18 protein-coding genes are annotated in these 18,703 nt (G+C 61.5%); 4 read left to right on the top strand and 14 right to left on the bottom strand.

The genetic code is table 11. The features are described 5' to 3' along the window. Positions 1-15 precede the first annotated feature (15 nt). The 3 genes from ACTJKX_RS30825 (at position 16) to ACTJKX_RS30815 (ending at position 4,312) form a co-directional block, all read left to right on the top strand. Positions 16-1,710 (top strand): dihydroxyacetone kinase family protein, encoded by a 1,695-nt coding sequence (locus ACTJKX_RS30825; RefSeq protein ID WP_440727596.1) that lies wholly within the window; start codon positions 16-18, stop codon positions 1,708-1,710. A 139-nt stretch (positions 1,711-1,849) separates the two neighbouring features. Then, positions 1,850-2,746: a dihydrodipicolinate synthase family protein gene (locus tag ACTJKX_RS30820; protein ID WP_394315081.1), complete on the top strand. Its 897-nt coding sequence runs from the start codon at positions 1,850-1,852 to the stop codon at positions 2,744-2,746. Between the two features lie 309 nt (positions 2,747-3,055). Next, entirely contained in the window at positions 3,056-4,312 is a 1,257-nt protein-coding gene (locus tag ACTJKX_RS30815) for an MFS transporter (protein ID WP_394315082.1), read from the top strand. Between the two features lie 642 nt (positions 4,313-4,954). Here the strand turns inward: ACTJKX_RS30815 and ACTJKX_RS30810 are convergent. The 14 genes from ACTJKX_RS30810 to ACTJKX_RS30745 all read right to left on the bottom strand — a co-directional run bounded on the left by ACTJKX_RS30810 (position 4,955) and on the right by ACTJKX_RS30745 (position 17,877). Next, a complete protein-coding gene (locus ACTJKX_RS30810) occupies positions 4,955-5,698 on the bottom strand; it encodes an urease accessory protein UreD (protein WP_440727606.1) in 744 nt (247 codons plus the stop codon). An 83-nt stretch (positions 5,699-5,781) separates the two neighbouring features. Next, on the bottom strand, positions 5,782-6,402 hold the full coding sequence (ureG, locus tag ACTJKX_RS30805) for an urease accessory protein UreG (protein WP_440727595.1): 621 nt from the start codon (positions 6,400-6,402) through the stop codon (positions 5,782-5,784). Further along, complete coding sequence (ureC, locus tag ACTJKX_RS30800) at positions 6,399-8,105, bottom strand: urease subunit alpha (RefSeq protein WP_440727594.1); 1,707 nt, start codon at positions 8,103-8,105, stop codon at positions 6,399-6,401. Before ureC ends, ureG begins: the two co-directional genes overlap by 4 nt. A 117-nt stretch (positions 8,106-8,222) precedes the next feature. Beyond that, positions 8,223-8,918 (bottom strand): urease subunit beta, encoded by a 696-nt coding sequence (gene ureB, locus ACTJKX_RS30795; protein WP_440727593.1) that lies wholly within the window; start codon positions 8,916-8,918, stop codon positions 8,223-8,225. Between the two features lie 12 nt (positions 8,919-8,930). Next, positions 8,931-9,608, bottom strand: a complete 678-nt coding sequence (locus tag ACTJKX_RS30790; RefSeq protein ID WP_440727592.1) for an urease accessory protein UreF — start codon at positions 9,606-9,608, stop codon at positions 8,931-8,933. Continuing rightward, positions 9,601-10,062 carry an urease accessory protein UreE gene (locus ACTJKX_RS30785; RefSeq protein WP_394315088.1) on the bottom strand — a complete coding sequence of 154 codons (462 nt, stop codon included), beginning with the start codon at positions 10,060-10,062 and terminating at the stop codon, positions 9,601-9,603. Before ACTJKX_RS30785 ends, ACTJKX_RS30790 begins: the two co-directional genes overlap by 8 nt. 49 nt (positions 10,063-10,111) lie before the next feature. Next, entirely contained in the window at positions 10,112-10,453 is a 342-nt protein-coding gene (locus ACTJKX_RS30780) for a putative quinol monooxygenase (protein WP_394315089.1), read from the bottom strand. Positions 10,454-10,462: 9 nt separating this feature from the next. Then, a complete protein-coding gene (locus tag ACTJKX_RS30775) occupies positions 10,463-11,977 on the bottom strand; it encodes an amidase (RefSeq protein WP_394315090.1) in 1,515 nt (504 codons plus the stop codon). 90 nt (positions 11,978-12,067) lie between these two features. Continuing rightward, positions 12,068-12,775 carry an ABC transporter ATP-binding protein gene (locus ACTJKX_RS30770; RefSeq protein WP_394315091.1) on the bottom strand — a complete coding sequence of 236 codons (708 nt, stop codon included), beginning with the start codon at positions 12,773-12,775 and terminating at the stop codon, positions 12,068-12,070. Further along, positions 12,775-13,503, bottom strand: a complete 729-nt coding sequence (locus tag ACTJKX_RS30765; protein ID WP_440727591.1) for an ATP-binding cassette domain-containing protein — start codon at positions 13,501-13,503, stop codon at positions 12,775-12,777. Before ACTJKX_RS30765 ends, ACTJKX_RS30770 begins: the two co-directional genes overlap by 1 nt. Beyond that, positions 13,503-14,546, bottom strand: a complete 1,044-nt coding sequence (locus tag ACTJKX_RS30760) for an ABC transporter permease subunit (RefSeq protein WP_394315093.1) — start codon at positions 14,544-14,546, stop codon at positions 13,503-13,505. Before ACTJKX_RS30760 ends, ACTJKX_RS30765 begins: the two co-directional genes overlap by 1 nt. Next, positions 14,546-15,412 (bottom strand): branched-chain amino acid ABC transporter permease, encoded by an 867-nt coding sequence (locus tag ACTJKX_RS30755; RefSeq protein ID WP_394315094.1) that lies wholly within the window; start codon positions 15,410-15,412, stop codon positions 14,546-14,548. The genes ACTJKX_RS30760 and ACTJKX_RS30755 overlap by 1 nt, the downstream gene beginning before the upstream one ends. An 81-nt stretch (positions 15,413-15,493) precedes the next feature. Beyond that, entirely contained in the window at positions 15,494-16,732 is a 1,239-nt protein-coding gene (locus ACTJKX_RS30750; protein WP_394315095.1) for an urea ABC transporter substrate-binding protein, read from the bottom strand. Between the two features lie 101 nt (positions 16,733-16,833). After that, positions 16,834-17,877 carry a substrate-binding domain-containing protein gene (locus ACTJKX_RS30745; RefSeq protein WP_440727590.1) on the bottom strand — a complete coding sequence of 348 codons (1,044 nt, stop codon included), beginning with the start codon at positions 17,875-17,877 and terminating at the stop codon, positions 16,834-16,836. Between the two features lie 329 nt (positions 17,878-18,206). Between ACTJKX_RS30745 and ACTJKX_RS30740 the strand changes: the two genes are divergently transcribed. Continuing rightward, positions 18,207-18,632, top strand: coding sequence for a MarR family winged helix-turn-helix transcriptional regulator (locus ACTJKX_RS30740; RefSeq protein WP_440727589.1), 426 nt, complete (start codon positions 18,207-18,209; stop codon positions 18,630-18,632). Positions 18,633-18,703 lie beyond the last annotated feature (71 nt).

Raw genomic sequence — 18,703 nt, 5'->3', positions numbered from 1 at the left:
CGAGGAGAAACGATCTTGAAGAAGCTCATCAACAGACCGGCCGATGTCGTCAGGGAGATGTTGGAGGGCATCGTCGCCCTCTCACCGGGCCTTGCCCTGCTGGACAGTGAGAATGTCGTGATCCGCGCCGACCTGCCGGCTTCGGCCGGTCGACCGGTGGCCCTGATATCGGGAGGGGGTGCGGGGCATGAACCAGCCCATGCCGGCTATGTCGGGCCCGGCATGCTGACGGCGGCGGTGACGGGCGAGGTTTTCACTTCCCCGAGCGTCGACGCGGTCCTCGCTGCGATCCGCGCCACGGCCGGCCCCGCCGGCGCCCTTCTTATCGTGAAGAACTACACCGGCGACCGCCTGAACTTCGGCCTTGCCGGCGAGCTTGCCGCCATCGAGGGCATCCCGACGGAGCTCGTCGTGGTCGCCGACGATGTTGCCCTATCTGGCATCGTCGCCCGTGAACGCCGCCGTGGCATCGCCGGCACAGTCCTGGTCCACAAGATCGCAGGCGCTGCCACTGCCGAAGGCAAGGGCCTGGCGGAAGTCGCCGATATCGCCCGGTCGGCGGCCTCCCGCATCGGCACGATGGGCGTTGCGCTCGGATCATGCATCGTTCCTGCCGCCGGCAAGGCCGGCTTTACGCTGGGCGAGGACGAGATCGAACTCGGCCTCGGCATCCACGGCGAAAAGGGCGTCGAGCGCGTCGGATTGCTGCCTGCCGACGCCCTTACCGATCGTATCGTCAATCAGCTCGTCCGCGACATGGCACTCGAGGCAGGCGCTCGGGTAGCCCTGCTTGTCAACGGCCTCGGCGCAACGCCGCCCATGGAACTGTCCATCGTGACCCGACGAGCCCTCGCCACTTTGCAGTCTCGGGGCATCGGCATAGAGAGAGCTTGGTCCGGCAATTTTCTCACGGCCATAGAAATGCCGGGCTGCTCGATCTCGCTTCTCGACATGCGCCCGGGCGACGCCGAGCGGCTGGATGCCACCACCGCTGCTACGGCTTGGCCACGCGGTGGCGAGACGACGGGTTTTCCTCATCTGATTGCCGCTCCCGCCTCCACGGATGCAGAGGCTCCCTTGGGCGAGGCAGGTCACTTCGACCCACGAGAGCTGCGTCGCCTCGGCTTGGCCGTCGCCGATGCACTCGAGGCGGAGGAGGCCCATCTGACGGATCTTGACAGCAAGGCCGGCGACGGCGACCTGGGCGCAAGCATGGTCCGTGGCGCACAAGCCATTCGTGCACTGCCGGAAGGCGCCTGGATCAATCCGGCCAACGCGATGGTCGCTATCGGCAACACCTTGCGCCGCGCCATCGCCGGCAGTTCCGGCCCCTTCTATGCGATTGCCCTGACGCGGGCCGGCCGTCATCTGGCGCAGGCCAATCAATTCTCTCCCCATGATTTCCGAGAAGCCCTGGCGATTGCAATTGCCGCAATCAGCGAAATCGGCGGCGCAAGGCAGGGCGATCGGACCATGTTGGATGCGCTCTATCCCGCCCTCCAGACGGTCCAGTCGCTTGGCGACGGCGTTTCGCCGGCGCAGGCCTGGCGGGAGGCCGCCCGGGCGGCAAATGACGGAGCCCGCAAGACCGCGGATATGACGGCCAAGCTCGGGCGTGCCAGCTATTTGGGTGAGCGAGCCCGTGGAACCCAGGATGGTGGTGCGGCGGCTGTCGCGATCTGGATGGAGGCGCTCGCCACAAGTCTGTGAAACTTCGGGCGCAGGCGCCCTGCCCGAACACCCAACTGAATCGAATTTCATGGCGCCTCCATCTGGAGCGATCCCTGGCGTGCGCCCTGATGCATCGGCCGTTCGACGGCCAACCTCTAGTCAAACAGGAACTCACCTTATGAATCTCGACACAGTCACGGGGATCATTCCTCCCATCGTCACCCCCTTCACGAAATCCGGTGACATCGACGAAGCCGCTTTTCGCAACATCGTGAAATTCAATCTGAAGAAGAAGGTCCATGGCGTCTGCGTCGGCGGCAGCTCCGGTGAAGGCCATACGCTCACCTTCGAGGAATTCGTCCGCCTGATGGAAATCACGGTGGAAGAAGTCGATGGGAAGATCCCGGTCCTGGCCGGCATCATCGCCAATTCCACCCGTGAGGCCGTCCGCCGCGCCCAGGCCATTTCGCACCTGTCGATCCAGGGCCTGCAGGTGACACCCGTCCATTATGTCTTCAAGCCTGATGACAACGCCACCTTCGAGCATTTCAAGACCCTGACTTCGGCGACGGATGTGCCTGTCATCATCTACAACGTGGTGCCGTGGAACTACCTGAGTCCATCGCTGCTCATCCGCCTCATGAAGGAGCTGCCAGGCGTCCAGGCCGTCAAGCAGAGCGCAGGGGACCTCAAGGCGATGGCCGACCTGATGATCGGCATCCCGGACGGCTGCAAGGTCTATACCGCTGTTGACGCGCTGCTCTATCCTTCGTTCGCGCTCGGCTGTCATGGCACGATCGCCGCCAATCCGGCCGCTGTTCCCGGCGTATGCATTGCACTCTGGAATGCCGTCCAGCGCGGTGAGCACAACCGAGCCCGTGAGATCCACGAGGCGCTGCTGCGCTTCTGGAACGCGATCTACGCCGACAACCTGCCCGCCAACATCAAGACCTCGATCGCCTTGCAAGGGACGGAGGCCGGCTTGCCGCGCATGCCGATGCCGGCAACGACGCCGGCTCAGCTCGATAACATCAAGCGCGAACTCCAGAACGTCCTTCGCTACGAGGAAGTCTAAGGCGTTTTGCGATTTGACGGGCTCCCGTCAAATCGCAAGGACAAGCCAAGATGAAGAATTGCAGCACAGTTCGATATCAGAAAAATCGAACTGTGCTGCCGGAAATCGGCGGCGGGCGCGCAGGCGCAGTCCGCCGCCGCCCAGATCAATTCAGATCAGGCTCATTCATACATCAAGCAGCCAGTCGCCGAGCGCGCGGCCAAAACAACAAAGACCAATGGCGAGGAAGCAATGACGACACCGTCAGCGACGAAACATTCTCGAGCCGAGGGCCGAACGATCTCTTCGCAGGCGACCAAGGCCAGAGACATGCGCAAGGTAGCACTGGCTAGCGCCGTCGGAAATACGATCGAGTATTACGATTTTACGCTCTATGCGACCGCGACCGCTCTTGTCTTCAACAAGATATTCTTTCCAAGCGACAACGCCTTGGTTGGAACGCTGGCAGCCTTTGCCACCTTCTTCGTCGGTTATTGCGCGCGCCCGATCGGCGGCATCCTGTTCGGTCATTTCGGCGATCGCATCGGCCGCAAGACGGCGCTCCTGTTGACGATGATCATCATGGGCGCCGGCACTTTCCTGATCGGCCTAGTCCCGTCTTACGAGACCATCGGGATATGGGCTCCAATCAGTCTGCTCGTCCTGCGCCTGGCCCAGGGGATCGGGATCGGCGGTGAGTATGGGGGCGGCATGGTCATGACCGTCGAACATGCCCCGCCCGAGCGCCGCGGATTCTACAGTTCGCTGGTCCATATCGGCGTCCCCGCAGGCTTCCTGGTTCCCATTGCCTTGCTCGGCGTCCTCTCGACGCAGATGAGCGAGGAAAGCTTCCTTTCCTGGGGCTGGCGCCTGCCGTTCCTGTTCAGCATAGTCCTGGTCGGCATCGGCCTCTTCATCCGCTTTCAGATCTCCGAAACGCCCGCTTTCAAGCGACTCCAGGAACAGGGGGAGACGGCCGCCCTCCCCGTCGTGGAGGCCGTTCGCGACCATCGTTTCAATGTAATCCTCGGCATCGGCGCCAAAATCGCCGAAAGTGGCCTGTTCAATATCTATGCGGTATTCGCCATCACCTATTGCGTCAATACGCTCGGCCTTCCTCGCCAAACCATCCTCAATGGCGTACTCGTAGGATGTGCCCTCGAATGCCTGACGCTGCCCCTGTTCGGCGCACTCTCCGATCGCATAGGCCGACGAACCGTTTATATAGCGGGCCTTTTGTTTCAGGCTGCCCTGGCCTTCGTCTTCTTCGCCATGCTCGACAACGCCAGCACGACGATGATCTGGCTGGCCATCGCTCTTGGGCTGGCCATCGGACATGGCTCGGTATTCGGGGCCCAGGGCGCATTCTTTTCCGAGTTGTTCCCCGCCCGTATCCGCTACAGTGGTCTCTCCCTCGTGCAGCAGATCGGTCCGATCCTCGGTGGCGGCCTTTCACCGCTCCTTGCGACAACGCTGCTTGCCGAATATGCCGGCGCCACAGTTCCAATTGCCGCCTACATGGCTCTCATGGCCGTATTTTCCGCGATTTGCGCACTTGCACTGCGGCCCATACGCAACACGGCATAGCCTGCCCTAGCGCCCAGGGTTTGCATTGGTGATATGCTCTGCGACCTCGGCTGGCGCATTGTTGGAAATCAGCGGTCCGGCATCGACGCCAGAGTTGTTGCCTCGACGGGCGAGTATCCTCACTCGGCGAGAGGCAACTTTGTCCCACCCAGACCCGCCCTGCGAAATCCAGCCTGTCCAGCGAGAACGCTGACATATTGTCTAACGGCTTTCTCCGCGACCGCCGCGGAGAGATATTACGCAATTGACTTATGCACGATCTCAAAGGGCGTCTTCTGGTCCGTGCCGGCCTCACAATGTTCACGATGTTGATGAGAGACAGCCAGTTCCAACGCGTCGGCGCGCGACTTCAACCATTCAAACAGATCGGTTTGGAAATGGCCCTTCGCGGTCCGCTCTCGCTACCACTGGCGGCGACAATCGTATCGATGTCAGCGGGCGGGTCACCGAGTGCGACGGTATAGCCCAAGTAAATCCCACGCGCCGGCAAAGGGAGAATGCTCGCGGCGCATGCTTGCATCGCCACCATACAGGGCGATTGGTTGCTCTGGATCTGCTTGAGCTTTGAGAGGGAAACCGTACGATTGAATGGAATTTCCCACCCCACCCGTGGTTCAGACCTGAAAGCTGGGCTTCGCGCGGTCAATCGAGTTCCAGGAAGACATTTGCCAGGCGATCCGTGATCTCTTCCAGAGCATCGGCAAGTGCACCGCCGTCACGAGCCGCTACACGGACCAGGAGCCCGCACCCACGACGTAGCGCGCCGGCCGACGCATAGATCAGGGGCGAGCCAGCGAAATGAGCCATGAGTGCGCCCTTGAACTGCAGGACTTCGGCCTCGTCCACGGACCGGATGAGGTATATCGATCCGAAGGCACGAAAAGTTCCGCCCGTGCCAGGAATGCCGGCGATAATTTGGGGTCCTTCGACCACGGACCGGTCGAGCGCCAGCAAGACGCCATTTTCATCCAGCACCTGTGTAGAGCCTCGGAATTGGCGGAATGCCCGGTCACCCCCACGGGCATCATGCAGGCAAAAGCCCTCGCGATAGAGGATCGTCGCATCGGCTGACGCGCGCAACACCACCCGTTGCTCCAGCGCGGCATCGGGAAAAAAGATCAGTGGGCGAGACAGGTAGCGCAATTGACCATCGCGGCTCACGGCAATGCTAAGGACCTGCCTGGCCAATGCCGGCGGTTTCATCCCATGTACGACGGTCGCAGCCGGGCATTCGATGACGACGCGAGCCTGTGGGCCGGCTGTTATCGTCTGGGCTAGGCGCTCCCCGGCATAGAGACCGCCGGAGGATGACTGCAGGATGAGGCGAGCCGCCGTCTTCGTCGTCGCGGCGCGTAGCGGGGCCGTGACACAATATGGATAGGACACAGCCCGGGATGCGAGGACCGTGCGCCCATCGATCGCCCGCACGAAGGCAAGATTGAGTTGAACCGGTCGAGCTTCGGGGATGTTCAAGGCTCGCGGCTCAGCACAGCGTTGCTGATTGCATCGGCGACAGCATCTATGCCTTCTCCGGTGCGGCAGTTGGTGCACAGGACCGGGCGATTACCACGCACAGTGCTCGCTTGCGCGATCATGCAAGGCAGATCGACTCCGACATAGGAATGCAGATCGACCTTGTTGATGATCAGCAGATCGGACTGCACCACCCCGGGACCGCGTTTGCGCGGGATGTCGTCGCCCCCGGCCACGTCGATGACAAACAGCCAATAATCGACGAGATCGAGCGAAAATGTGGAGGCGAGGTTGTCGCCGCCACTTTCGATCAGAATGAGGTCGAGACCGGGGAAAGCGCGATCGAGACTATCGGCTGCTTCCATGTTGAGCGTCGGATCCTCGCGGATCACCGTGTGCGGACAGGCGCCGGCCTCCACGGCCAGGATCCGCTCCCTCGCCAGAATACCCGTGCGACGCAAGCGCTCGGCGTCCTCTTGGGTGACGAGATCGTTCGTGATCACGGCCACCTCGAGCCCGCGTCGGAGCAATATAGGAACCAGGCGCTCCAGCAGCGCCGTCTTGCCCGAGCCGACCGGCCCGCCGATGCCGACTCTCGCGGCGCCCCCGATACTCATCGCAGCATATATCTCCGGTTGAGCGGCACGGTCGAGGTTGGCTCGCAGGTCAGGAGTTTCCCGTCCGCCCGGACCTCGAATGTATTCGGATCCACCTCGATGCGAGGCAAAGCGTCATTGCGCACAAGGTTGCGCTTTGTGAGGGCCCGCACCGAGCGGATCGGCACGAATGCCTTGGCGACCTTCAGCTTGCGATGGACATCCGCTTCCAAAGCGAGGCGGGACACGAAGGTCACCCCGAGATGTTGAGGCGATATGCCGGTGCTCCCCCACATGGGGCGCTGTATGATCGGTTCGCTGTCGATCTGGCTTGCATTGGCGTCTCCCATCGCGGCCCAGGCCACGAAGCCGCTCTTCATCACCATGCGTGGCTTGATGCCGAAGGAAGCGCGAGGCCAGAAGACGAGATCGGCCATCTTGCCCGGTTCGATCGAACCCACATGAGGGTCTATGCCCGCGGCGATCGCCGGGTTGATAGTCAGCTTGGCGATGTAGCGCTTGATCCGCTCATTGTCGGCACGGGCCGTCGTCTCCTCCGGCAAGCGTCCGGCCCGCCGTTTCATCACGCAGGCGAGCTGCCAGCATTTTGCGACATTCTCGGCAAGCCTCCCCATTCCCTGGCTGTCGGTTGCGAAGATCGAGATCGCGCCCATGTCGTGCAGGAAATCTTCAGCCGCCATGCTTTGCGGCCGGATACGGGATTCGGCGAAGGCAAGATCCTCGGCCAGCCGCCAGTTCATGGCGTGGGCCAGCATGGTCATGGGAACGCCCTCGTTGAGGGCATAGGCGGTGAAAGGATTGGTGGGATTGGTGGAGGAGGGCAATACGTTGGGCTGACCGTTGACCACGAGCAGATCGGGCGCATGGCCACCGCCTGCGCCCTCGGTATGGAACATGTGCACCGTGCGGCCGGCTATTGCCCGCAGGGTATCCTCGCAAAAGCCGAATTCGTTGATTGTGTCGGTATGGACGTTGACCGAGAAATCATTTCGTTCGGCCGCGACCAGCGATCCATCGATCACGGCGGCCGAGGCACCCAGATCTTCATGGATCTTCACACCCAGAGCGCCACCAGCCACCGATTCCTCCACAGCCCCAGGGTCAGAAGCCCCGCGTCCCAGGAAACCGAAATTCAAGCAGGAATGATCGACCGCCTGGATGAGCTGCCCTACGACATTGGGGCCCGCGCAACTGGTGTCGAAATGCGGTCCCGGTGACATACCGATCATGGTCGTCGTTCCGCCGGCCAGCGCATGCTCGCATTGCTGCGGCGATAGGAAATGCGCATGGGCCTCGATGGCGCCAGCGGTCACGATCATATGCTCGCCGTGGTACATCGTCGTGTTGGGGCCCGTGCGCAAGGCCGGATCGACGCCCGCCATGATGTCCGGATTGCCAGCCTTGCCGACACCGGCGATACGGCCGTCGCGAATACCGATATCCGCCTTCACGATGCCGAGGACGGCATCGATGATGATTGCATTGTGGATGACGGAATCGAGTGCACCGGAGGCAGCCGTGCCGGTGGTCTGCAGGCCCTCACCGTCGCGCATCACCTTGCCAGCGCCGGTGGTGAGTTCCTCGCCATAGATGGTGTAGTCATGTTCGATCTCGGCGAGCAATGTGGTGTCGCCGAGACGGACCATATCGCCCTTGGTAGGACCGTAGGCATCTGCATAGTCACGCCGTGAAATTCTTGCCATGACGGTCCCGCCTGGTGGGTTGAAGCCCGAAGCACCTTGTCCTTCGCGAGAAACGCAAAGACGCGTCGGAACGATGAGCCAGAGCCAAACCGCGTTTCCGCTTGAACGCGTTTTGCTCTAGATGCCGCGATAGCCGAGGCTGCTTGCCGCGGCGAAAGCCCGCCGCCGCACCTCCGGGTCGTCCAGCGGGCCATTGGTCAGTCCGGCTTCGCCTCGCACAATGCGAGCACCTGCCATGGGGACGAGTGTGACGGTCTTGCGCAGGCCCGGCTCGAACCGCTCCCCGCCTCCCGATCGGACGTCGAGCCGGTAACCGAAGGCCGCCGCGCGGTCGAAGTCCAATGCCCTGTTGGTTTCGAAAAAATGGCTGTGGCTGCGGACCTGGATATCGCGGTCGCCCGTGTTGAGGACGTCGATCGTAATGGCGGCCCGGCCTGCATTGAGTTCGATATCGCCGCCCGGCACGATGAGTTCGCCGGGCTCGAGCGGATCGGCCACCGGCTTCTGTCCTGGCTGGATCGGCCGAAAAACGATCACCATCTTGGTGCCTTCTGAGAAACTCGCTTCGACCGCCACGAATTCCACCATGGAGGCGACACCCGCCTCGACGTCGTCGGTGGTGAGAAGCCGGGATGCCATGTCGACGATGACCTCGTAGGTCAGGCCTCGCCGGGCTGAGAACAGCATCTCGTCCGCGATCAGCGCCACGGCTTCCGGATGCGACAAAGCTATGCCGGCTGCGCGTAGTTTGCGGGCATATTCGGCCGCCATGAAAATGGTCAGGCGCTCGATCTCGGTCGGGGACAGATTCATGGCGCTGCCTTGTCAATTGGAAAAGAGCCGCTGGGTCTGGAGGGCATGCCTCATCATGGCGATGTCGGCGGTCGGTACGAAGCTCGAGGCGCCATCGAGATCCGCATCTTCCCGCTGGATGGCGCCGGACAGAAAGGGGCGGGCCGCGAGCAGGGCCCGCTGAGCATCGAGATGGCCAATCAATCCGAGCCGGATGGCCGCGGTGGAGAGGGCCGATGCGGTCGAGTAGGCGCTAACCGTCAATGCCGTCATGCGGTCCAATCCGAGGCCGGCCAGCACGCAACCTTGAACCACAGCCAGATGACCTGCAGCACGGCCTGTCGTGACAGCCTGTCTGAAGGCAGCTGCGCTGGGAATCCCCAACCGGTGATGGGTACTCAGAAGGGCGCTGCCTGCGCGCTTCGAACCGAGGCGGGCGGCATCCACCGTGGTCGCCGCATCGACGAAGTCATCGAGTTCGCATAATTGCCCGATATCCCAGGCCGCCTCATGGGCTCGGATGACGACGATGCGATCGAACGAGGCCCATCGGCACTCCAACTGACCCAGCAGAAAGGCGGGAAAGTCGGCCCGGAGGACCGCTCCGTCGGCGATCAAGGACTCGAGTCCCCAGGAAAAGGCAAAAGCGCCCGCCGGGAATTGCCCGTCCCCGCACTGGAGAGCCGTCAGCAGTCTCTCGATTTCACTCAAGGATAGTCACCTTGCCTCGATCCAAGAAATCCCGCAGCCGCGCCCGGTAGGACTCGATCGGGCCATCGAGTGCCACCAAAAGGGTCTCGCCTTCGAACCGGACGCGCCAATGCAGATTGCCGGCCAGATAACCCAGTTCCAGTTCAGCTCCTGCGGCGGGGCGCAATTGCAGCCACCGCTGCTCGCCGACATGCACCACGATTGCCCGTCTGTTCTCCAGGTGGATCACGGCGCCATCGAACAGCATGCTGTCCCGAGGAAGTTGAACGAAACACTGCGTCCCGGCCTGTGTCACTGCATGGAAGCGTCGGCGCGGCAGGTCGACCGGGGCAAGCATCAGGGTTTCCAAACCTCCCTCATGGCCAATGTCGTGTAGTTGCGCTGCCATGGCGGCCTCGGCGCGATCGCCCAAGATGGCACCAATGACAACGCGGCCGATCCTGTCCTGGCTCAATGCCGGTCTCCTCTGCCGGGAATAAGCATCTTTGCAGTTGGAGGCCTGCTCAGAGCAGGCCTGGACCACCGTTGACACCATTTGCTTCACTGCAGGTTTTTGCCGAGATTTCGTCCGCGGTGACGAGCATGACCTTTCCCTCCAGGAGGGGATTGGCGATGGCGAAGAAGCGGGCAACGGCAGGGGAACCGTTGTGGGTGTCCATCGCCGCCCGATCAACGAAACGTTCATAGGTCGTGAACAGGGCGGGATCGCTGCTATCTTGTGAGACGAAAAAGCTGACGGTTCGCGGCTCGTGCGCTTCGACATGGGCAGCAACCTCCAGAAGCGCCTGCCGCATCGCCGCCTCCGAGCCCTTGCGGACCCGAATGATCGCCGTGATCGTTACCATGGCGACACCTCACATCGTCTTCCAGTCGCCAAGCGATTCAAAGGCACTCGCTGCCTGATAGATGGTGCTCTCCCCATAGTCCCTGGCAACCAGCATCAGGCCGATCGGCAGCCCTTCGCTCAAGCCGCACGGGATCGACATTGCCGGGTGCCCGGTCACGTCAAACTGGGAGGTCGTCCCGATCATTTCGAAGGCACGCGCGATGATCTCGGCCAGCGGAGCATCGGAGGCCGGAAGGGGGGTGGCCTTCATCGGCAGCGTGGGCATCAGCAGCAAATCGTAGGAGGCGAAGGCACTGTCATAGGCCGCTTTCATGCGGCGAGCGATATTCTGGGCCTTGGCATAGTAACGGCCACGATAATGCGTGAGGAAATACTGGCCGACGAGTATAGACAATTTAAGGGTCGGAGACAGATCGTCTGCGCGTTCGCGCCAGGCCGAGTGGGCGTCGATCAGACCGACATCGTACAGGCCCTTCCAGTTGAAGCCCATGCCATTGCCCAACATCATCTGGGCGGTCAGGCCTTCCAGGCCGATCGGTTGCCATACCGCCGCCGTGAGAGGATGCTCGGGAATGGAGATTTCCTCCACCGTAGCGCCAAGGTCGCGGAACCGCTCGGCCCCTGCCTTGACCTTGTCGACGACGTCGGCCTGCATGCCGGCGGTGGAGAAGCCCTCCTTCAGGACCCCGATCTTCAGGCCCTTTACGCCCCTGTCGAGAGCCCTGGTATAGGGCGCTTTCTTGGGTGCGTATTGGCGCGGATCGAGCCCGTCCGCTCCGGCCAGAACTTCGAGCAGCAAGGCGTTGTCCTTGACGTTCGCCGTCATTGGGCCGGTGTGATCGATTGTGGTCTCGATCGGCATGACACCCGTGTAGGGCACCAGCCCGTGTGTCGGTTTCATGCCATAGATGCCGCAATAGGATGCGGGGATACGGATCGATCCGCCCTGATCGCCACCGATCGCCATGTCGACTTCGCCGGCTGCAACCAGCGCGGCACTGCCCGACGATGAACCGCCGGCCGAATAGCCGGGCTTATGGGGGTTGTGGACGGGAGCCGGATCCGAGGTGTGACTGCCACCCGACAGGCAGAAATGCTCGCAGGTGGCCTTGCCGAGAATGGTGGCGCCGGCATCGAGCATGCGGGTCACGATGGTAGCGTCGACACTCGGCACGAAGCCTTCGAGCGTGGACGCGCCATTCATCATCGGTACGCCGGCCAGACTGACATTGTCCTTCAGCACGACGGTTTTGCCGGCAAGCTTGCCGCGTGCGGCGCCCTTGACCACGCTCTTGTAGTACCAGGCGCCATAGGTGTTTTCGTCGGGACCGGGGCGATAACCAGGGGTACGCGGATATTTCACGGCCGGCACGTTGTCGGGCATGGCGTCGACGATATCGTACGCGTCGAAATTGGGCTGCATCAACGCCAGATAGCCGGCCGCCTGCTCCGCCGACAGGGTCATGCCGAGCTCGGCAGCAACCTCGACAATCTGCATGGCGGTCGGTCGGGTAATAGCCATCGTCTTTCCTTTCTCGCAAGCAAGGGAAATCAAGAGTTTGGAGTGTATTGGGGAGAGGCCGCCGACGGTGGCCTCGCAAGACCGCGGCCGCTAGCTCATGGTCATACCGACGTAACTGGCAACTGCCTCGCTGTCCTTGAGATCATTGGGATTGATCTCTCCGGTAATCCGCCCTTTCTGGATAGTGAGGACGCGCTGCGAAAGCGACGTGATGAAGTCGAGATTCTGCTCGACCAGGATCATGGCGATGCTGTGCTTGTGCTTGAGACGGAGCAGCGTCTCGATGATCTCCTCGATGATCGAGGGCTGAATGCCTTCTGTCGGTTCATCGAGCAGAACAAGGCGCGGGCGTGTGCACAGGCAGCGGGCAAGGGCGAGCAATTGCTGCTCGCCGCCGGACAGCGCGCCACCGCGCCGGTCGAGCAGGCGTACCAGCCTTGGAAATTCACTCAGAACGTCGTCGATGACTGCAGGATCTTCACGCCTGGCGCTGGCCAGGCCCATCCGCAGGTTTTCCATCACCGTGAGGGTGGGAAAGATCTCGCGCCCCTGCGGCACCAGGCCCATGCCGAGCCGCGAGCGGGCATGGGCCGGCAGTCGTGTCACATCGCGATTATCGAAGGTGATGGAGCCGGCGGTGGTCGGCAGAGAGCCCATGAGAGAACGCATCAAAGTCGTCTTGCCCATGCCGTTGTGACCGAGAATGCCGAGATATTCGCCGGGCTGGAGCGCGAAGCTGACACCTGTCAGGATGGGAATGCGGCCATAGGCGGCGTGCAGGTTCTTGACGACGAGCATCAGGCAGCCACCTTCTTGCCGAGATAGACGTCGCGTACACGCGGGTCTCGCATGACGACATCGATTGTGTCCTCCATCAGGATCTGGCCTTGATGAAAGACCGTGACGGTCTTGGCGATCATCTTGATGAACTGCATGTCATGCTCCACCACGATGAGCGCACGCGTGAGGTTGATTTCGCGGATGATCTCGGCTGTGCGGACCGTTTCCTCGTCCGTCATGCCGGCTGCCGGCTCGTCGAGCAGGATCAGCTCGGGCTCCCCCGCCAACACCGTGCCGATCTCGACCCATTGCCTCTGGCCATGCGAGAGCTGGCCCACGATGTCATCAGCGCACCTGGCAAGATTTATCTTGTCCAACACTTCCTCTACCAGTGCCTTGGTGCGCATTGGCGGGTTGCGCCGACGTGCCGCCAGCCAGATGTTCTCGCGCACGGACAGTCCGTTGAACACGTTCGGGACCTGTGTCTTGATGCCGACGCCGAGGCGCGCGATTTCATGCGAGGGCGCGCCGGCAATGGGACTGCCGCGGAACGCTATACGACCAGACGTGGGCGTCAGCTGGCCGGTCAGCATCTTGAAGAATGTGCTCTTGCCGGCACCGTTGGGTCCGATCAGGCAGCGCAGCTCCACCTCCCCGAGGGTGAAGTCGACGGTGTTGACGGCCACCACGCCGCCGAAGCGCATCGTCAGGCCTTGCGTGCGCAGCAACGGAACGAGATCTGCCATCACTCGGCCTCCACGGGTTGATCGGCATCGCTGATAGACACCGTACGGCGCGGCAAAGTGCGCAACGCCTGGAGGAGGAGATCGCGCACCGCCGGGATCAGCCCCTTGGGCAGCAGCAGCACGAAGGCGATCAGGATCACGCCGAGAATGAGGTTGGAGTTGAATGTCTGCTGCGATCCGATTTGTGCCACGAGATATTGAATGAGGAAGCAGCCGACCACCGGCCCTATCAGCGTGCCAAGGCCACCGACCGTAACCCAGATGATGATCTCGGCTGAAAGGGACAGGGCGAAGATCGTCGGGCTGACGAACGCACCCCAATTGACGTAGAGAGCGCCGGCAAGACCAGCAATGGCACTGCCGACGACAAAGACGGCGAGTTTGATCAGGCGCGGATCGTAGCCTAGCAGCGAGGCGCGAACCTCGTTTTCCCGGACGGCGACGGCGACACGCCCGAACGGGCTCCACAACAGCAGACGTAGGAACATATAGACTAGGATGAGCGCCCCGCCCGTGGCATACCAGCCCTGGACAGGGTCGAGCACTGTCTCTGGGTCGAATGGCATGTTGAAGGTCGGTACCGACGGCATGCCATTGAAGCCGCCGAGTGCGGCCGTGCCGATGCGGTATTCGTCACCAGCCGTTGAATTGACGACGTTGAACAGGATCAGCGTGACGGTCAGCGTAATGACGCCCAGATAGACGTCGCTGATGCGCCCGTAGAAAACGAAATAGCCCAGGACCGTGGCAAAGATTGCCGGCACGATCATGGCCAGCAGGATGGCACCGGTGGAGTCGCCATAGTTGATTGCGGCGACCGCATAGGCATAGCCGCCAAGGCCGAAGAAGGCGGTCTGCCCGAAGGACAGGATACCGCCGAAGCCCCAGATGAAGCCGAGGCTGAGTGCCAGGACACCCATCGCCGCGAACAGCGTCAGTTGCATGAGATCGAAGACCTCGAAGACTTGCGGCGCCATCGCCGTTGCTGCAATGGCGGCGGCCAAGGCGATGAATTGGAGAAACAGCTTGGCTTTTGCCGACATCACAGCCTTCCCTTGAAGAAGCGGCCGGAGATGCCCTGGGGCAGCAGGCGGATGAGGATGATGGCCGATACGAACAGGATGACTTCACCGAAGACCGGCGTGGTCAGGTAGGAACCCATCTGGTTGATCAGGCCGAAGAGCCCCGAGGCCGAGGCAGTCCCCGCCAGAATGGCACTCCCCCCGCCGACCACCGTGATGAAGGCCTTGGCAACATAGGCCGCGCCCATGGTCGGCACCACGCCGGAAACCGGAGCCAAGACGCCGCCCGCCAGGCCCGTGATGGCTGCGCCGATGCCGAAGGTCGTCATGTAGACTCGGCTTGGATTGACACCGAGCGCCGCGGCCATGCCGGGATTCTGCATCGTGGCGCGGGAGACCAGGCCAAAACGGGTGTAGCGCAGCATGCCGAAGATCAGCGCCAGCATGATCAGCGCCACAGCAACCAGGAACACCGTATAGTAGCTTGACTTGTACTCCCCGATTGAAAAGCCGCCGAGGGGGGTCGGGACCCCCTTGATGGTATTGCCGTAGATCGTGGTGACCAGGCCGACAATGAACAGGCTCAATCCCCAGGTTGCCAGCATCGTGTCCACCAGGCGACCATAGAGGAAACGGATCAGACAACGTTCGACGACGATACCGACCAGGCCGACGAAAACCGGCGCGACGATCAGCATGGCTATCCAGATGTTCACACCGGCATTGGCGGAGATGACGGTGGCATAGGCACCGAGCATCACGAATTCGCCATGAGCGAGGTTGATGATCTTCATCATCCCGAAGATGATCGCCAGCCCGAGGCAGAGCAGGACAAGGGACGCCGCTCCGTTCAGCACGTCAAGCGCGAGAATGATTACAAGTTCCATGAATGGGGCAGGCTCCGCCGGGTTCGTCAAACGGAAAGGCGGTGCCACGCCGGTCGCGGCACCGAGGCAATGGCGCCGTCTTTAGATCTTGATGACGTATTGCTGGTTGTCGGCCGGGGTTTTGATCAGGTCACAGACGCCGGCTGTATCCAACGGCTTTTGCTGCTCGTAGGTTTCGAGTACCGACCATTTCTTAGCCTTCACATCGGCCAGATAGGCGTTGCGTATCGCATGATGGGTGGCGTGGTCGAGAACGACCTTGCCGCTCGGGCCGTCGAAGGACACCCCGCTTTCGAGTGCGGCGATCACCTTCATGCGATCGATCGAACCGGCGGCCTTGACCCCCGCGATCCACAAATAGAAGCCCTCATAGGTGGCCGCGGCAAGCTCGCTGATGTAGGGAATATCAGCATACTTATCCTTGAGTTTCTTGACGTAGGTTGTGCTGGCGGGCGTCGTCAGCTCCTCGAAATAGCCATAGGCTCCCAGCACTCCCTCGCTTTCGGTTGCATCAAGCGTCGTCGGCTCGTTGACCAGGCCGAAAGTGGTGGAGGCGATCGGGATCTGCCCTTTCATGCCCGACGAGGTCCATTGCCGGTAGAAGGAGGTGTGGTTGCCGCCAACGAGCGCGGACAACACGATATCCGGCTTGGCGGCCTGGATCTTGCTGATGGTCGGGCCGAAATTGGTGACGTCGAGCGGGAAGAAGTCGATCGACAGGACTTCTCCGCCATTGTCCTTGACGTATTTCGTCATCCACTTGGCGGTGATCTGGCCGTAATTATAGTCGGCGGCGATGATGTAGGCCTTCTTGCCCCACTTCTTCATCGCATAGGGGACGAGTTTCTCCACCGTTTGTGCCGGCGTCGTGCCGGTGCAGAAGGTATTGCGATCGCAAACGCCGCCCTCATAGAGCGTGTTGTAGAAGTAAAGGATCTTGAAGCGATCGAAGGTCGGCCGGATCGCCTCGCGGGAGGCAGAGGTGATCCCGCCATGGACGACCGCAACCTTGTCCTTGAGCGCCAAAGCCTGGGCATATTGTGAATACATCTGGATGTTGGATTGGGTGTCGTAATGCACCAGCTTCAGCGGCCGGCCGAGCAGTCCGCCGCTGGCGTTCACCTCCTCGATGGCGACATTGAGGCTGTCGACCATCGGAACGCCCGAAGCGGCGATTGGCCCCGACTGGTCGTGCAGGCTACCGACTAGGATCGGCGCATCCGCGCCGAAGGCACTTCTGGAAATCAGGGCCGGTGCGGCAATGGCGGCAACGGAAGCGGAAAGGGTTGTCTTGAGAAAGCTGCGGCGCGACGTCGGCATAGATTGGTCCCCTCAAGGGCGTGTTCGGCCGCCCATGAGAGTTATATGAAATTACAATATATGAAATTGCAATAACTTTTTGCACCGCAATATGGAGGGCTTCACCACGGGTCCCTGACACGGAACTCGTGGCCGTCGACCTCGGCGAAATGGACAGGCTGGCTGCCTCCGGCAACGATCCGCGCCTTGAATCCGCGCGCTGTTCGCGCCTGCATAGCGCGCCCCACCCTGCGGCGTAGATCGCCCGGACGCAGCCCCCCGGCCGACTCGATAAGGCAGGCGAGACAGTGAATCCCTTCGTAGCAGGACTGGCCGAACCCGTTCATCGGCGGCGGCGTCTCACCGAAACAGCTGTGGTAGCGTTCGAGGAACGCGTCGTTGTTGCGAGAGCGCAGAGCGGAGAAATAGGCTGAGGTCACAAAAAGGTTCTCGGTGCAGTCGGCACCCAGGCCATAAAGGATGGTCTCGTCGATCGCCGAGGAGAAGCGCAGGATCTTCCTCGCCAGGCCTGCCTCTGCAAAGGCGCGGTTGAAGCCGATCGCCTCATAGCCCAGCAGATAGGGCATGACCACATCGGGCTTCGCGCGACGTATCTTGTCGAGCAGCGGTTCGTAGTCGTCAAAGCCGAAAGGCAAGATCGTTTCACCCACGATGATGCCGCCTGCCGACTGGATGATGTGCCGTGCCTCTTCGAAGGTGGCGCGCGGCCAGATATAGTCGTTGCCGACCAGGTAATAGCGTCGCACGGCCTTCTTGTTTGCCAGCCATGCAATGCCCGGATGCAACAATTCCTTCGAAGTCTCACCGACCGTGACCACGCCCCGATCGGCTTCATGGCCCTCGAATTGCGGCGTGTAGATATAAGGCACGCGACCGGCGACGGCGTGGGAGATGGCCCTGCGCGCATAGCTGGGTACAAGGGCGACGACGGCATCGACTTCATCGATATCGACGATGTCTGCCGCCGCCAGCGCGGCGGAACGCCCGGTCGTGCCAGCATCTGCGAGAACCAATTCGAGTTCCTGACCGATCAGGCCACCTGCGACGTTGATTTCGGCAATCGCAAGGATTGCGCTCGCTTCGGCGGACGCAGACCAAATGCCGGCGGGGCCCTGCCGCGGCGTGAGCAAGCCAATCTTGATCATCTCGGTCGACGTTCGGACATTACAGCCGTCTGAGGTCCATCCAAGTCATCGGATCCCCATGCACAAACCATGCCACCAGTAGCGGACCGTGTTTTCACCCGTAAGCTGCCGAGAGCCGCGATCTGCAAAAGCAGGATGCTGCCGAGCGCGCTGGTCCAACGCCGTATTCTTGGGCAGTTGGCGGATTTCTCATCGCAGAAACAACTGCAAAGGCTTTGCGCGGTATGACCGAACCGCCATGATGACAATTTTTGTCTGGACGCTTGAACGGTGCAGGCCGAGTAGGATAATTATCTGAAATTGCGAATATTGAAGATGAGAAGTTCGGCTTGACACGCTCCGACAAGATGGAAGATCAACTAGCCTATCTCATTGCGAGCGTGAACCGCCAGCTTGAGGAGGATCTGGAGGAGAGGCTCAGGCCCGAGGGCATTCCGATCGAGCAGTTCCGCATCCTCGCTGCTCTGGCGACGCGGAGCGGCCTGTCTATGGGCCATCTCGCCGAGCTGGTGTTGGTCGATGCCACCACCCTGACAAAGATCATCGATCGAATGGTGGCCGACGCACTGGTATATCGGGGACCAGACCCAAACGACCGCCGCAAGGTTCTCATTTATCTCGCGAGCAAGGGCACGGCTCTGCATAGCAAGCTCGACGAGATCGTCGGTGACCAACAGCGACATATCATCGATCGCCTGCGGGGTGACAAAGCGGAAACTCTCAAAGGGCTACTGCGCGATCTGATGATGGGCTAGATTTTGTCGACATGACGGGGGCTCCAAGACAGCATTTGGAGGCATTTCAATCGCCAATACAAAAGTTGAGA

Source organism: Labrys sp. 22185, from assembly GCF_052045555.1.
Lineage (GTDB): Bacteria > Pseudomonadota > Alphaproteobacteria > Rhizobiales > Labraceae > Labrys > Labrys neptuniae.
Note: the sequence above shows the minus strand (reverse complement) of the source record. Positions and strands in the feature narration are given on the sequence as shown.

Bases quoted from the DNA above. Each gene is read 5' to 3' on its own strand.
- ACTJKX_RS30820 (WP_394315081.1), top strand. From the start codon at position 1,850: ATGAATCTCGACACAGTCACGGGGATCATTCCTCCCATCGTCACCCCC.
- ACTJKX_RS30815 (WP_394315082.1), top strand. From the start codon at position 3,056: ATGCGCAAGGTAGCACTGGCTAGCGCCGTCGGAAATACGATCGAGTAT.
- ureG (WP_440727595.1), bottom strand. From the start codon at position 6,402: ATGAGTATCGGGGGCGCCGCGAGAGTCGGCATCGGCGGGCCGGTCGGC.
- ureC (WP_440727594.1), bottom strand. From the start codon at position 8,105: ATGGCAAGAATTTCACGGCGTGACTATGCAGATGCCTACGGTCCTACC.
- ureB (WP_440727593.1), bottom strand. From the start codon at position 8,918: ATGAATCTGTCCCCGACCGAGATCGAGCGCCTGACCATTTTCATGGCG.
- ACTJKX_RS30780 (WP_394315089.1), bottom strand. From the start codon at position 10,453: ATGGTAACGATCACGGCGATCATTCGGGTCCGCAAGGGCTCGGAGGCG.
- ACTJKX_RS30775 (WP_394315090.1), bottom strand. From the start codon at position 11,977: ATGGCTATTACCCGACCGACCGCCATGCAGATTGTCGAGGTTGCTGCC.
- ACTJKX_RS30770 (WP_394315091.1), bottom strand. From the start codon at position 12,775: ATGCTCGTCGTCAAGAACCTGCACGCCGCCTATGGCCGCATTCCCATC.
- ACTJKX_RS30765 (WP_440727591.1), bottom strand. From the start codon at position 13,503: ATGGCAGATCTCGTTCCGTTGCTGCGCACGCAAGGCCTGACGATGCGC.
- ACTJKX_RS30760 (WP_394315093.1), bottom strand. From the start codon at position 14,546: ATGTCGGCAAAAGCCAAGCTGTTTCTCCAATTCATCGCCTTGGCCGCC.
- ACTJKX_RS30755 (WP_394315094.1), bottom strand. From the start codon at position 15,412: ATGGAACTTGTAATCATTCTCGCGCTTGACGTGCTGAACGGAGCGGCG.
- ACTJKX_RS30750 (WP_394315095.1), bottom strand. From the start codon at position 16,732: ATGCCGACGTCGCGCCGCAGCTTTCTCAAGACAACCCTTTCCGCTTCC.
- ACTJKX_RS30745 (WP_440727590.1), bottom strand. From the start codon at position 17,877: ATGATCAAGATTGGCTTGCTCACGCCGCGGCAGGGCCCCGCCGGCATT.